11 protein-coding genes and 1 tRNA gene are annotated in these 13675 nt (G+C 72.9%); 6 read left to right on the top strand and 6 right to left on the bottom strand.

Annotated elements, in window-relative coordinates:
- Nucleotides 1-15 precede the first annotated feature (15 nt).
- Nucleotides 16-1008 (top strand): 23S rRNA (guanosine(2251)-2'-O)-methyltransferase RlmB, encoded by a 993-nt coding sequence (rlmB, locus tag ACIQGZ_RS26285; RefSeq protein WP_402606282.1) that lies wholly within the window; start codon nt 16-18, stop codon nt 1006-1008.
- Nucleotides 1009-1371: 363 nt separating this feature from the next.
- Nucleotides 1372-2970, top strand: coding sequence for a DoxX family membrane protein (locus ACIQGZ_RS26280; protein WP_402606279.1), 1599 nt, complete (start codon nt 1372-1374; stop codon nt 2968-2970).
- Nucleotides 2971-3098: 128 nt separating this feature from the next.
- Here the strand turns inward: ACIQGZ_RS26280 and ACIQGZ_RS26275 are convergent, their stop codons facing one another.
- The 3 genes from ACIQGZ_RS26275 to ACIQGZ_RS26265 all read right to left on the bottom strand — a co-directional run bounded on the left by ACIQGZ_RS26275 (nt 3099) and on the right by ACIQGZ_RS26265 (nt 5751).
- The gene (locus ACIQGZ_RS26275) at nt 3099-3866 is read right to left on the bottom strand and encodes an NDP-sugar synthase (protein WP_402606276.1); all 768 of its coding nucleotides are present in this window, start codon (nt 3864-3866) and stop codon (nt 3099-3101) included.
- 156 nt (nt 3867-4022) lie between these two features.
- The gene (locus ACIQGZ_RS26270; protein WP_402606274.1) at nt 4023-4475 is read right to left on the bottom strand and encodes a hypothetical protein; all 453 of its coding nucleotides are present in this window, start codon (nt 4473-4475) and stop codon (nt 4023-4025) included.
- Between the two features lie 166 nt (nt 4476-4641).
- Nucleotides 4642-5751, bottom strand: a complete 1110-nt coding sequence (locus ACIQGZ_RS26265) for an ABC transporter ATP-binding protein (protein WP_402606272.1) — start codon at nt 5749-5751, stop codon at nt 4642-4644.
- A gap of 300 nt (nt 5752-6051) precedes the next feature.
- Here ACIQGZ_RS26265 and ACIQGZ_RS26260 point away from each other — a divergent pair.
- Nucleotides 6052-6125: transfer RNA gene (locus tag ACIQGZ_RS26260), tRNA-Thr, on the top strand.
- 114 nt (nt 6126-6239) lie between these two features.
- Here ACIQGZ_RS26260 and ACIQGZ_RS26255 read toward each other — a convergent pair.
- On the bottom strand, nt 6240-7091 hold the full coding sequence (locus ACIQGZ_RS26255) for a fumarylacetoacetate hydrolase family protein (protein WP_402606270.1): 852 nt from the start codon (nt 7089-7091) through the stop codon (nt 6240-6242).
- A 92-nt stretch (nt 7092-7183) separates the two neighbouring features.
- Between ACIQGZ_RS26255 and ACIQGZ_RS26250 the strand changes: the two genes are divergently transcribed.
- Nucleotides 7184-7804: a class I SAM-dependent methyltransferase gene (locus tag ACIQGZ_RS26250; RefSeq protein ID WP_402606268.1), complete on the top strand. Its 621-nt coding sequence runs from the start codon at nt 7184-7186 to the stop codon at nt 7802-7804.
- A 187-nt stretch (nt 7805-7991) separates the two neighbouring features.
- On the opposite strand, the gene ACIQGZ_RS26245 is transcribed toward ACIQGZ_RS26250, so the two are convergent.
- Nucleotides 7992-9125, bottom strand: a complete 1134-nt coding sequence (locus tag ACIQGZ_RS26245; protein ID WP_402606265.1) for an acyl-CoA dehydrogenase family protein — start codon at nt 9123-9125, stop codon at nt 7992-7994.
- 20 nt (nt 9126-9145) lie between these two features.
- Entirely contained in the window at nt 9146-10180 is a 1035-nt protein-coding gene (locus ACIQGZ_RS26240; RefSeq protein ID WP_402606263.1) for a ScbA/BarX family gamma-butyrolactone biosynthesis protein, read from the bottom strand.
- A 444-nt stretch (nt 10181-10624) separates the two neighbouring features.
- On the opposite strand from ACIQGZ_RS26240, the gene ACIQGZ_RS26235 reads away from it, so the two are divergent.
- Both ACIQGZ_RS26235 and ACIQGZ_RS26230 read left to right on the top strand, forming a co-directional pair.
- Nucleotides 10625-11272 carry a ScbR family autoregulator-binding transcription factor gene (locus ACIQGZ_RS26235; protein WP_402606260.1) on the top strand — a complete coding sequence of 216 codons (648 nt, stop codon included), beginning with the start codon at nt 10625-10627 and terminating at the stop codon, nt 11270-11272.
- Between the two features lie 780 nt (nt 11273-12052).
- Nucleotides 12053-13594: a 4-hydroxyphenylacetate 3-hydroxylase family protein gene (locus ACIQGZ_RS26230; RefSeq protein WP_402606259.1), complete on the top strand. Its 1542-nt coding sequence runs from the start codon at nt 12053-12055 to the stop codon at nt 13592-13594.
- Nucleotides 13595-13675 lie beyond the last annotated feature (81 nt).

Genomic DNA, 13675 nt, shown 5'->3' with positions numbered 1-13675 from the left:
ACAGGACGTACACCCATGGCCGGCAACAGCCAGCGCAGGAACCGCCGCAACCCGGGGTCCAAGAAGGGCGCCAGTGTCGGTACCGGCGGCCACAGCCGGAAGGCACTCCAGGGCAAGGGCCCGACCCCGCCCGCCGAGGCCCGCAAGGGCCACCCCAAGCAGCGCGCCGCCAACGCCGCCCTCAAGCGCGAGCGTGACGCCAAGGCCCGTGGCGGCATGCGCCGGGCCGGCGGGGCGCCCCGTGGCGGGCGCGGCGGCGCCGGTGCCGCCGAGCTGGTCGTCGGCCGCAACTCCGTGGTCGAGGCGCTGCGCGGCGGCGTCCCGGCGACCGCGCTATACGTGATGCAGTTCATCGACACCGACGACCGGGTCCGCGAGGCGTTCCAGGCGGCCAACGACCGCGGCCTGCCGCTGATGGAGGCCCCGCGCCCGCAGCTGGACCAGATGACCGGCGGCCTCAACCACCAGGGCCTGGTCCTCCAGGTCCCGCCGTACGAGTACGCCCACCCCGAGGACCTGCTGGAGACCGCCGCCGACGCCGGCGAGGACCCGCTGATCGTCGCGCTGGACGGCGTCACCGACCCGCGCAACCTCGGCGCCGTGGTCCGCTCCGCCGCCGCCTTCGGCGGCCATGGCGTGGTGATCCCCGAGCGGCGCGCCGCCGGGATGACCGCCGGCGCCTGGAAGACCTCGGCCGGCGCCGCCGCCCGGGTCCAGGTGGCCCGCGCCACCAACCTCACCCGCGCGCTGGAGGGCTACCAGAAGGCCGGCCTGATGGTGGTCGGCCTGGCCGCCGACGGCGAGGCCGAGATCGGTGACCTGGACGCGCTGTCCGGCCCGGTCGTGATCGTGGTCGGCTCGGAGGGCAAGGGCCTGTCCCGGCTGGTCTCCGAGACCTGCGACCTGACCGTCCGCATCCCGATGCCGGGCGAGACCGAGTCGCTCAACGCCGGTGTCGCGGCCGGCATCGTGTTCTACGAGGCGGCCCGGCTGCGCGCCGCCCGCTGACGGCACCGCCCGCTGACGACACCGCCCGCTGAACGACGGCGCCGCTGCCCGGTCGGGCACGCCCCCGTACGGCGCGCACGCCCCCCGAACGCGCCCCCGCGCGTTCGGGGGCGCGCGCCTGCCCCTGACGCCCCCGCCAAGGCCGCCACGCCCGTCCGACCAGGCCCGCAGGCCCCGCGCCCCGCCCGGGACGGCCGGTGGCCGGGCGCCCGCGGTCTGCCCGATCGGGGCGGGTTGCGCTCCGGGGGGTGTCCTAATGGCGCGTCACTCGGTTAGTGGGGTGTGGACACCAGAACACCTCCCCGTTCCCAGGGGGGACGCTCCGCTGGGATAGGCGAACAGCCCGAGCTGAGCACCATCAAGGTGCCGAGCGACCCGGTGCGGCTCGGCGGCTCGCACGCCAGCTTCCGGGTCCGACTCGGGACGCCGGTCGCCCCGCTCATCGACGCGCCCGCGTACAGCTCCTCGTACGGCGGCCCCTACGCGCCCCCGGCCTTCGCCGCACCCCCGGCCATGGCCCTGGTGGGCGCCGGCGGCCCCGCCGCGCCGCGCCGCAAGGGCAGGGTCACCCCCGTCACCTGGAGCGGCCAGGCGTCCCCCGGCGACCTGGCGGCCACCCGGCTGCTGGACGCGGTCCGGCTGGTCCCCCAGCCCGCCGCCGCCCAGGACGGCGAGCAGAGCACCACCCGGCTGCTGCCCCGCCTCGCCGCCGCCGACAGCAGCCCGTACGGCCGCAGTGTGCCGCAGCAGGGCGGCCACGGCTCCCGGCCGCCGGCCGAGCGCGCGCTGCCCGAGCTGCCCCCGGTCGTCTGGACGCCGGGCGGCGAGGAGTACGAGCCGGAGTACGACGAGAGCTGGTCCCAGGCGCCCGGCGACCTCGCGCACCACGTCCGCTACCCCGGCCGCAAGGTCGACCTGGGCCTGGTCCTGCTGCCGCTGCGGGTCTTCCTCGGCTGCATCTCGGTGTACGCGGGCTTCAGCAAGCTGTGCGACCCCGTCTACTTCGACGGCGGCGACCGCGGCTCCATGATGCGCTGGCTCGGCTCGCTGCACCCCTGGAGCTTCGCCCAGCCGCTGCTGGACTTCGCCATGGCCCACCCGGTGGGCGCCGGGCTCGCGGTGGCGTTCACCCAGATCGTGGTGGGCGTGCTCTCGGTGCTCGGCCTCTGGCAGCGGGCCGCGGCCGCCGCCGCGACACTGCTCTCGGTGGCGCTGCTGCTGACCGTCAGCTGGCGGGCCGTGCCCGCGTACGACGCGCCCGACTTCATCTACCTGGCCGCCTGGAGCCCGCTGCTGATCGCGGGGGCGCCGTTCGGCTCGGTCGACGGCAGGCTGGCGCTGGAGGCGTGGCGGCGGCTCGGTCCGGCCGCCACGGTGGGCCGGATGCGGCGGCGGGTGCTGCGCCGGGGCGCGGTGCTGTCCTTCATGGTGGTCGGGCTGAGCCTGCTGCTGGGCTCGGTGCTGGGCACTGCGGTGCGCACCGGCGTGGTGTCCACCACGGTGGTGCCGCAGCACCCGGCGCCGCCCACGGACTACGGCAAGCCCACCTGGCCGGCCGACCGGCCCAGCGGCGGTGCCTCCACCGCCCCCACCGGCGGGGCGCACCCGTCCGCGCCGCCGTCGGTCCACCCGTCGGCCCGCCCGTCCGCGCGGACGTCCACCCCGCCGCCCGCCACGCCGCAGCACAGCGCCGTGCCCGGCGGGCAGCCCTCCCGCACCACGACCGGGGGAGCGGCGCCGGGCGGCGGCAGCCCGCAGCACGGCGGTGTGAGCCCGTCGCACACCCAGGCCCCGGCGGTCGGCGGCACCACGTCGCCCGGCCAGAACCCCGGCCCGTCGCAGTCGTCCAAGGGCGACGGCGGGGTGATCGGCGGTCTGCTGGGCAGCGACACCATCGGCGGGATGCCGGTGCTGGGAATGCCCGGCGGCGGGCACCCGGCGACTCCGGTCGGTCTCGCCTGACGGCCCGATCCGGTGACACTGCGGACGGCGGCGGCCGTGCCCTCCCGGTTCCCCCGGGGGGACGGCCGCCGCCGTCTTTCACGTACGGTCTGTGTGCGTACGGCCTGCGCGCGTCTGTGCGGGTACGGTCAGTCCTTGATGGCGCCTCGGACGGAGGCGAGTTCCCGGGCGGCCTCGGTGAGGTCCTTGGCGGTGTCGATGGCCCGCCAGTAGCAGCCCTGCGGCAGCTGGTAGCCGGCCAGCTTCCGCTCGCGGGCCAGCTGCGGGAAGGTGGTGCGCTCATGGTCGCCCACGTCGGGCAGCAGGGCGCTGAAGCCCGCTGAGAAGACGTACAGACCGGCGTTGATCAGGAACGGGGAGGGCGGCGCCTCCACGAAGTCCAGGATGTTGCCGAACCGGTCCGTCTCCACGGCGCCCCACGGGATGCGCGGCCGGGCCAGCGCCAGGGTGGCGACGGCGGCCCGCTCGTGGTGGAAGGCGGCCATGTCGCGCAGCGAGAACCGGGTCCAGATGTCGCCGTTGGTGGCGTACCAGGGCTCGTCGGGCCGGGGGAGCGCCTTGGCCGCGTACTTCAGGCCGCCACCCCGGCCGAGCGGCTCGGTCTCCACCACCGTGGTCACATTGACCGGCAGTTCGGCCTGGGTCAGCCAGTCCTGGAGCACCTGAGCGAGGTGTCCGCAGGAGACGGCGACATCGGTGACGCCCTCCTCGGCGAGCCAGGCGATCTGGTGCCCGATGATGGGCACCCCGGTGCCGGGGATCTCGACCAGCGGCTTGGGCCGGTCGTCGGTGTACGGGCGCAGCCGGGACCCCTGGCCGCCCGCCAGGATGACGGCCTGGGTGACGGTGGGGGCGGCCGGGTTCGCCGCAGGGGGCTGCGTGAGATCAGCGGTCATGGAGCCACCCTAAGGGGCGCCCGGCGGGCTCCGGTCCGGCCCGGGACGCCTGTTAGCGCGGCCCTGGGCGGGCAGGCGGGACCCCGCCGGCGACTGCGGGGAGGCCGTAGTCGCCGGCGGGGCGCAGCGGGCCCGGATGCCGGGGCGCCGGGGTGCTCAGTGGCCGGCGTCGACCGCGCCCGCCGCGAACGAGCCGTCACAGACCGGGCGGGCGAAGGAGCGGGCCCGTCGTACGTCGCCGTGGTACTTGCGCACGGCGGCGCGGCCGAGGTCCTGCGCCAAGCCGGTGCAGTACGGGGTGAGCGAGGGGTGCTCCCGCATGGAACGGTCCAGCATGGTCAGCGCGGTGCCCGGGTCGTGCCGCCGGAGGTCCTTCAGCAGGCGGTCGCGCAGCGCGTCCTCGGGGGACGCGTGCTTGGCCGGCCGGTCGGTCCGGTCCGGGGTGATGCCGATGGTGCCGTCGGCGGCGGCCGCGGCGAGCACCTGGTGGTCGGAGGAGGTCGGCGGCGCCCACGGAACGCGGGTGACGGCCAGGGTGCCGGTCGTCACCAGGACGACCGGCAGCGCGAATGCGATGGTCTTGCCGATGCGGCGTGCGAGCTGCTTCACGCCCTGGATCGTAGCGAGAGGTGACGAATCCGCGACATTCTGTAACACGGAAGAGTGATTGGCGTCCGTTTCGTCCCGACTTCCGGTTGACGCCGCCCAGTTGGGCGGGAACGCGGGAAGGCCCCGCCGGACGGTGTCCGGCGGGGCCTTCCTGGCGGACTGCGGGTCAGTCGGTGAGGCGCTTGCCGCTGCTGGTGGAGAAGACGTGCGTCTCGTTGGCCACCGGCACGACGTGGATGGTCTCGCCCTTCATCGGGATCTGGCGGCCGTGCACCCGGACGACCAGGTCCTTGGTCTCGCCGCCGACGTGCGCGGAGCCGTACACATAGCCGTCGGCGCCGAGCTCCTCGACCACGTTGACGGTCACGGCCAGGCCCTGGGAGCCCTTGCTCAGGCCCTCGGCGGAGACGACGTTCAGGTGCTCGGGGCGGATGCCCACGGTCACCGTACGGTCGCCGGCGTTGGCGGCCTCGGCGACGACGTCGCGGGAGACGTTGACCACCGCGTTGCCGAGCTTCACGCCGCCGTCGACGATCGGCACCTCGACCAGGTTCATCGCCGGGGAGCCGATGAAGCCCGCGACGAAGAGGTTGGCCGGCTTGTCGTACATGTTGCGCGGGCTGTCCACCTGCTGGAGCAGGCCGTCCTTGAGCACCGCGACCCGGTCGCCCATGGTCAGCGCCTCGACCTGGTCGTGGGTGACGTACACGGTGGTGATGCCCAGGCGGCGCTGGAGCGAGGCGATCTGGGTACGGGTGGACACCCGGAGCTTGGCGTCCAGGTTGGACAGCGGCTCGTCCATCAGGAAGACCTGCGGCTCCCGGACGATCGCACGGCCCATCGCGACACGCTGGCGCTGACCACCGGAGAGCGCCTTCGGCTTGCGGTCCAGGTAGTCGGTGAGGTCGAGGATCTTCGCGGCCTCCTCGACCTTCTTGCGGATCTCGGCCTTGTTGACGCCGGCGATCTTCAGGGCGAAGCCCATGTTGTCCGCGACGGTCATGTGCGGGTAGAGCGCGTAGTTCTGGAACACCATGGCGATGTCCCGGTCCTTCGGCGGCAGGTGGGTGACGTCGCGGTCACCGATGCGGATGGCGCCGCCGTTGACGTCCTCCAGGCCGGCCAGCATGCGCAGCGAGGTCGACTTGCCACAGCCGGACGGGCCGACCAGGACGAGGAACTCACCGTCCGCGATGTCCAGGTCCAGCTGGTCGACGGCCGGGCGCTCGCCGCCCGGGTACACACGGGTTGCCTTGTCGTACGTGACAGAAGCCATGGTGGGGCACTCCTCCACCGGCAGGAACGTGCCGGACGATCCGAGTAAAGGTCGATGTGACGGCCGACCGCAGTGGTCTAGTCCACTTGCAGGCCGACTCACCCGACGCTACCCGGCGTTCCTTTCCTTGTCAGCACCTCCCTGCCACCGATTTGGGCATCAATCCGGTGACATTCACGACACACCCCCCGCTACTGCCCCATCCCCCCACCCCAAAGATCCGTTCCCCGCCCCCACCACCCCACCACCCCGGTAGACTCCATGCCGGTGCCGCCGTGGTCCGCTGCGGACGGCCACCACGCCGCGTTAGCTCAGCTGGCCAGAGCGTCGCTCTTGTAAAGCGAGGGTCGTCGGTTCGAATCCGACACGCGGCTCATAGTCTGACCAGTAAGAACGCCCCCAGTCGATCATGGCTGGGGGCGTCTTTTGCCTCAGGTAGGAGACGAGACGGAGAACGCAAGCACGTCGGTTGTCCAAGGTGCGGGTGGTCAGTGGGGTTCGTCGATGACGGGGTTCTCCAGCGTTCCGATCTTCTCGATCTCGATGCGGACGGTGTCGCCCGCCTTGAGGTACCTGCCGGGCCGGTGCCAGGCGATGCCGCTCGGGGTGCCGGTGGACAGGACGTCGCCGACCTCCAGGGTGAACGCACTGGACAGGTAGGCGACCTGCTCGTAGAGGTTGAACAGCATGTCCGCCGTATGTCCGTCCTGGCGCAAGTCGCCACTGACGTATGTACGCAGCCGCAGGTCGAGCGGGTCACCGATCTCGTCCGGGGTGACGATCCACGGGCCGATCGCGCCGTGGGTGTCGAAGGACTTGCTGACCACCATGCCCGGCTCAAGCGCCTGCCAGTCGCGCACGCTCACGTCGTTGACGATGGTGAACCCCGCGATGACGTCCAGCACCGCGTGCTCGTCGTTCGGGACGTTCTTGCAGCGCTTGCCGATCACCACGGCGAGTTCGCCCTCGTAGTCGACCTCGTCCGGGGCGATCGCCGGGACCCAGATGGGATCGCCGGGCCCGATGATGCTGGTCTGCTGCTTGTTGAACCAGGCCTGGCGGCTGGGCCGCTCCATGTGGGTCTCTTCGAGATGCGCGGCGTAGTTGTAACCGATGGCGAGGAACTTGGGCGGCCGGGGCACCGGTGCGCACAGCTTCACCCCCGACAGCGGCAGCCTGGGGGCGGAGCCGGAGGTAGCCCGCACCTTCCTCGGATCGCGCTCCAGCAGTTCGATCACCGTCGCCAGCGACGGATCGGCCGCCGTCAGGTCCACCACTTCGTCACCGTCGACGCAACCGACATGCTGCCCGGCGCCGGTATCGAACGTCGCGAGTTTCATCGGTCACCTTTCGCGTAGCTGGGTCTCCTGGTAGCCCATGCCTGGTCGACAGGGGCTGGGAGCGGTCGAGGGGGATGTCGTAGCGTGCGGGTATGGGGACAGCCGGGCGGGGTGGGGGAGTGGACGTGGCGGGGACGGCGGGGTACGGGGAGGATGCCCAGGCGTTGGCCCGTCAGTATGAGGGAGTGGCCTTCGAGGCGGTGCACCGCGAAGTGCTGGCGTGGCTGCCGGCCGTTCCGAGCCGGGTGGCCGACATCGGGGCCGGCACCGGTCGGGACGCCGCCGCACTGGCCGCTCGCGGGCATCGGGTGGTGGCCGTCGAGCCCACGCCGGAGCTGCGGGAGATCGGGCGGCGCCTCCACCCCGACACCGCCGTCACCTGGGTCGATGACGCCCTGCCGGCGCTGCCCACGCTGTCCGGGGACTTCGACCTGGTGCTGCTGACCGCCGTGTGGATGCACCTGGACGCGCCGGAGCGCACCGCCGCCATGCGCCGGTTGCCCGAGTTGCTGAGACCGGCCGGCCAGGTGGTCATGTCGCTGCGGCACGGCCCGGTCCCGGTCGGACGGCGCATGTTCGACGTCTCCGCCGACGAGACCGCCGCCCTGGCGGCCCGGTGCGGCCTGCGGACGGTCCACCGCGCTGAGCGGTCGGACCTCCACGGCCGCGCGGAGGTGCACTGGAGCACGCTGGTGCTCCGCAAGGTGCCGTGAACCGATCACGTCGTCCCCCGCCCGCTGAGGCGGACCCCGCGGCTCCACGGCTCACGGCGCGGCGGGGCCGGCGGCGGACAGTGGCCGGCTTTCCTGCGTGCCGTGCAAGCCGCCTGCGACTGATCGCGGAGGCGGGTTCCGCGCCGGTCGGCCCCGGCCCCGGGCGGGGTCGGGGCCGGAAGGGGGGTCAGGAGGGGAAGGTGGCGTGGGCGTGGAGGGTGGCGGCGGTGTTGAGGTCGAGGGCGGCGTGGCCGCAGGCGGAGATGACGTCCAGCCAGCGGCGCTGCATGGGGTCGGTCTGGCGCTGGGCGTGGGCGCCGGAGGCGCGGAGCAGCTGCCCGGCGGCGGTGGCGCACAGGTCGGCCGCCACCGCGAGGTCGCGCAGGTTCTCCGCGACGGTGAGCGGCGTGGGTTCGGCGTGGTCCGCCCGCCGGCAGGCGTACTCCATCAGCAGCCCGGCGACGTGGATGTCGGCCGAGGAGCGGGCCAGCACCTGCTGGACGGTGGGCAGGTCGCGGGCGGGTCGGCCGTCCGGGCTGCGCCGGGCCGCCATGTCGGCGGTCCAGATGCGCAGCGCGGCCCGGGTCGCGCCGAGGATCGGGGCGGCGAACTGGAGCGAGGACACCAGCTTGAGGGGGACCGCGTGGCAGCGCGCCACCCCGGGCCGCACCTGGTCGAGCCCTGCCAGGGTGAAGGACCGGTACGCCGGGACGACGGCGCCCTTGACGGCGACGGTGTTGCTGCCGGTGCCCTTCAGGCCCATGTTGCGCCAGGTGTCCAGCACTTCGTAGTCGGTCCGGGGCAGGGCGAAGATCCTGCGCTCCCGCCCCCCGCCGTCGGTGTCGGTGTCGGCGGCCAGCAGCGCCCAGTGCGCGTGGTCGGCGCCGCTGGCCGGTGCCCACCGGCCGCTGAGCCGCCAGCCGCCGGGGACGCGGGTCGCGCCGCCGGGCGGCGGGACGATCGCGGCGGCGATCCGCACATCGGGCGAGGCCGCCCACAGGTCGCGCTGTCCGGCCTCGGGCAGGTAGGCGGCCAGCCGGCCGTGGGCCGCGTACAGGCTGGCGCACCACGCGGTGGAGGTGCAGCACTCGCCCAGCAGGGCGCTCGCGGCGGTGGCGGTGGCGAAGTCCCCGGCCGTGCCGCCCCAGCGGGCCGGGACGAAGTGCCGGGCGAAGCCGGCCGTGCTGAGTGCTTCGGCCAGCTCGGGGGTGAGCCGGTGCTGCTGCTCCAGCAGCGGCCCGGTCTCCTCGGCCAGGCGGGTGATGTCGGCGACGTTGTCCAGCAGGGTGCGGGCCGGAGGCGGCGGTAACGGTACCGGCACCGGGGTGGCTTGAGGGCGCGTCAACACGGGGTGACCTCCCGCTGCGGCGCGACGAGGCTGTCGTCGCGGTTCCTCCGGGCTCCGTGCAGCTGGGCGGTGGCGAGTTGCCGGCCCTGCTGTACGGCGGTCAGGTGGACGGTGCCGGAGGGTTCGGGCCGTACGGTGATGGCCACCGGGGGGTCGAGTTCACCGAACGTCTCGAAGGTGATCCTCCCGGTGGTGAACCGGTGGTGCGCGGCCGGGTTGGCCCCGCCGGTCAGCAGGCAGGCCTGCCGGAACGCTTCTGCGAGCACCATTCCCGGGATGTGGTCCGAGGAGTGCTCGAACAGCACCGGGTGGCTGCGGTCCAGGTCCAGCAGCCAGGTGCCGGCGGTGTCGGCGGTGCTGGCGGCCAGCAGTACGTCCCGCTGGTGCTCGTAGCCGAGGACGGCGGGCGGCAGCGGGAGCACCGGGGGGCGCTCCGCGGCGTCCCTGTCGGTGGGGGCCTGGGCGCGGCCTCGGCGGCGCAGTGCGTGGTAGCAGCGCGGGTCCATCGCCTCCCACCGTGTGCTGGCCCGGCCGCAGGGCCGGCCGGCGATGCGGATGTCGGCGTCCAGTGCCAGCTGGTGGCGGTGTGCGTGGGCGGTGGTCCGGGTGAGGGTCACCGTCAGCAGGATAGGCGGCGGGAGCGGGGAGCCGCCGCCGATCGCGGTCGCCGGGTCGAGATCGACCTCCAGGGAGAGCATGACGAATGGAAAAGTGTCAGGTACATGGTAAAATTCATGGGACAAGTGGATGGCGGACTGCCGCACCGTCTCCATCATCAGCAGCGGGTCGATGCCGGGATCGACGGCGCTCTGGTGCAGGAAGTGGTTGCGGGGCCAGTGCGCCGCCACCTCGAACCGGTCCTCGCCCAGTCTGCGGGAGCCGGTCAGCAGTACCTCGGTGTCGGTCGTCTTGTGCACGTCGGCGGGGGTGATCCGCCGTCCGACGGCTGGGGTCAGGCTTGCTCGCGGGGCGGAGAGGGTGCCGAGGGTGTGCAGCGGCGAGAGTATTTCGGGCATGACATCGGACATGGACGTGCTCCTCCCGGACATGGGTGTGAGGTTGTCGTCCTGGCGACGGTCGGGCAGCGGTGGCGATCCGCGCGGCGGGCGCCCGGCGAGGATGGCGTACGGGATGCGGTCGAGGTGCGGCTGCTCGCATGGGTGAGGTTGCGCGTCCTCGGGACCACGCCGACTACGCAGTGGTGCGGGCGGGTTGTACGCAGTGCGCGCGCCCCGCCCCGACGTGAGCCGGTCGATCCCCCCGTGCGCAGATGCCGGTCGAACGCCTCGCCCCCATGCGTACCGGTCCCCCAGTCGGGCATGATTGATCGAGGCCGTGCGTCGATGCTTGTCGTACCGGTCTCTTGCGCGGCCAAAATATACCTTCCGGAATGTATATAACAAGAGGTCTTGCAACCCGCTTTACCTGTTGCTCCCCGCAGCAGGCCCCCGGCCCCCAGGAGAGGCATTAGCGTGAAACCGTCATCCCCCGTACCGGGCTGGGAGATCCATCCCTCCCGTGCGGGCCAGAGCCCCGACCTTTCCCAGGACCGGGCGATGCGCACCCGGGCCAAGATCCTGCTGTGCGCGGCGGAGCTGTTCGCCGAGCACGGCTTCAAGGGCACCTCGGTCCAGGACGTCGCCACCCGCATCGGCATGACGAAGGGCGCCGTCTACTTCCACTTCCCCAGCAAGGACCTGCTCGCCGTCGCGGTGGTGGAGGGGCACTACGCCCGCTGGTCCGTCCTGCTCGAAGGGGTCCGGGCCCAGCGCCTGGGCGCGCTGGACACCGCCATGGCCGTGCTCGACGGGGCGGCGGACGCGTTCGCCCATGACATCGTCGTCCAGGCCGGCGCCCGGCTCCAGATCGAGAACAGCCTCATCGGCCTGCCGCTGCCCACCCCCTACGCGGGCTGGATCGAGCTGATGACCTTGCTGTTCAGCGAGGCCCAGGACGCCGGAGAGCTGCGGGCCGGAGTGGACCCGGCCGCGGTGGCCCGGGTCTTCGTCACCGGCTTCTTCGGCATGCAGCACGTCTCCGCCACCCTGCACCAGCGCAAGGACATGGACGAGCGGTGGGCGGAGCTGCGGGAGTTGGTGCTCTTCGCCGTCCGGGCCTGACCCGACCCCTACCCCCCATCGCTGCGCCAGGCCGCCGACGGACCGGCCTGGGCAGCGCCGGCGGCCGCGGTGGCGACCCGACCGCCCCGGGCCGCCCCGCCGTGCCCTGCCGTCCCCACCCGCGCACCTCCCCGTCCGCGCACCTCCCCCGTCCGCACAGCGTCCCCGCCCGCCCGCCCGGCCCGCCCGGCCCGCCCGGCCCGCCCGGCCCGCCCGCTCGTCCGTCCGTTCGCATGCCGTGCAACGGCCGGGCCGGCGGCCGGGATATCGCCGCAAGCCCGGTCCGTTCGCCATTCTCGCGCCCCGGAAAGAACAAGTCGCCGCTGATCAAGAGTCTGCGGCAAGGGCGGCAAAAAAATCGCGGCAATAGATTCGTATGCGCTTTCCCCGGCCGGATGAATGGCCGCGCGGAAGAATTCCTTCACGCCGTCGGCGCAGGTGGGGGCCCATCGCCCCGGCCCCCGAACGCGCCCGCGCCACCCGTGCGCGGCCCTCTCCCCAGGGCGCCCGGAGCCGTCCGCCGGCGCCCGGCGGACCGGTGGCACCCGGTGTGCACGGAGTTGCCAGATGCCGTGCGCGACAGCGCAACTGCGACCCGGAATCCTTGCCTAGTTTTGTCACCACAGCCCCACGAGGGCCGCAGCCTCTGGCCCCGGACAGCCGCAGGCCAGGAGACCACCGCACCGGGCCCCTTCGGCCGGCGGCCGAGGGCGGCCCCGTCCCCCGCGGTACCGGTAGTCGCACCGCTGCCCGCACGTTCGAATCCAGAGAGGAACCACCATGGCTCAGGCTGCTACCGACCCGGAACAGTCGGGCGTCGAGGCGCCCAACGACCTGTTGACCGGCGACACCTACCTGGAGAGCCTGTGCGACGGCCGCCAGGTGTACATCGACGGTGAGCTGGTCAAGGACGTCACCGAGCACCCGGCGTTCCGCAACGCCGCCCGCTCGACGGCTCACCTGTACGACGCGCTGCACCACCCGGACACCAAGGACATGATGACCACGGTGGACCGGTACACCGGTGCCCGGGTCCACCGCTTCTTCACCCCGGCCCACACCGCCGACGACCTGGTCAAGGCCCGCGACGCCATCGAGCACTGGGCGCGGCTCAGCTACGGCTTCATGAACCGGACGCCCGACTACAAGGCGTCCTTCATGGCCGGCCTGGCGGTCACCCACGACTTCTACGAGCCGTTCGGTGACAACGCCCGCGCCTGGTACGAGAAGTACGCCCGGCAGGGCCTGTCGATCAGCCACGCGATCGTCAACCCGCCGGTCGACCGGCACAAGGCCGCCCACGACATCCCCGATGTGTACCTGCGGGTGGTCGAGGAGCGCGACGACGGCATCATCGTCGAGGGCGCCAAGCTGATGGCGACCGCCTCCGCCCTCACCCACGTGGCCTTCGTCGGCCAGATCCACCTGGCCAACCTGGAGCAGGGCAAGGCCGAGGACATGGCCCTGGCCTTCCTGGCGCCGCTGAACACCCCCGGGATGAAGGTCATCTGCCGCTCCTCGTACGAGCAGAAGGCCGCCAGCCCGTTCGACAACCCGCTCTCCAGCCGGTTCGACGAGAACGACGCGGTGCTGGTCTTCGACAAGGCGTTCATCCCGTGGGAGAACGTGCTGATCTACCGGGACACCGAGAAGATCAACCAGTACTTCCCGCGCTCCGGCCTGCTGAGCCGCGGCTTCTTCCAGGGCGCGATCCGGATGGCCGTGAAGCTGGAGTTCATGGCCGGCATCCTGGACCGGGGCACCCGGCTCAACGGCACCGACAAGTTCCGCGGCGTCCAGGCCGGGCTCGGCGAGCTGCTCGCCTGGCGCCACCAGACCTGGGCCGTCACCACCGCCATGGCGATGGACCCCGAGCCCGGCGAGGGCGGCACCGTACTGCCCCGGATGGACTACTCGGCCGGCTACCGCGCCCTGGCCCCGATCAGCTGGGACCGCACCCACCGCTTCTTCGAGGAGCACCTGGCCGGCGCCCTGCTGATGACCCCGTCCAGCAACAAGGACCTGCAGAGCGCCGAGCTGCGCCCGCTGTTCGACCGCTACTACCGGGGCTCCGGCGGCAGCGCCGAGGAGCGCGCCAAGCTCTTCAAGCTCGCCTGGGACGCCATCGGCTCCGAGTTCGGCGGCCGCCACGAGCTGTACGAGCTCAACTACGCCGGCGGCCCGGACCAGGTCCGGCTGGACACCCTGAACTGGACCCGGGCGGCCGGGCTGCTCGACAACTACGGCGACTTCGTCCAGAAGGCGATGGACGACTACGACCTCGACGGCTGGCGCACCGGCCGCTGGGCCGACCTCGGCTGACGCCGAGTCACCCGAACACGGCGGCGGGCGTCCGCCCTGCGGTGGACGCCCGCCCTCCCACAGGAGGTGCTACATGAGCCA

It is taken from the genome of Streptomyces sp. NPDC092296 (assembly GCF_044755465.1).
Classification (GTDB): Bacteria; Actinomycetota; Actinomycetes; order Streptomycetales; family Streptomycetaceae; genus Peterkaempfera.
Note: the sequence above shows the minus strand (reverse complement) of the source record. Positions and strands in the feature narration are given on the sequence as shown.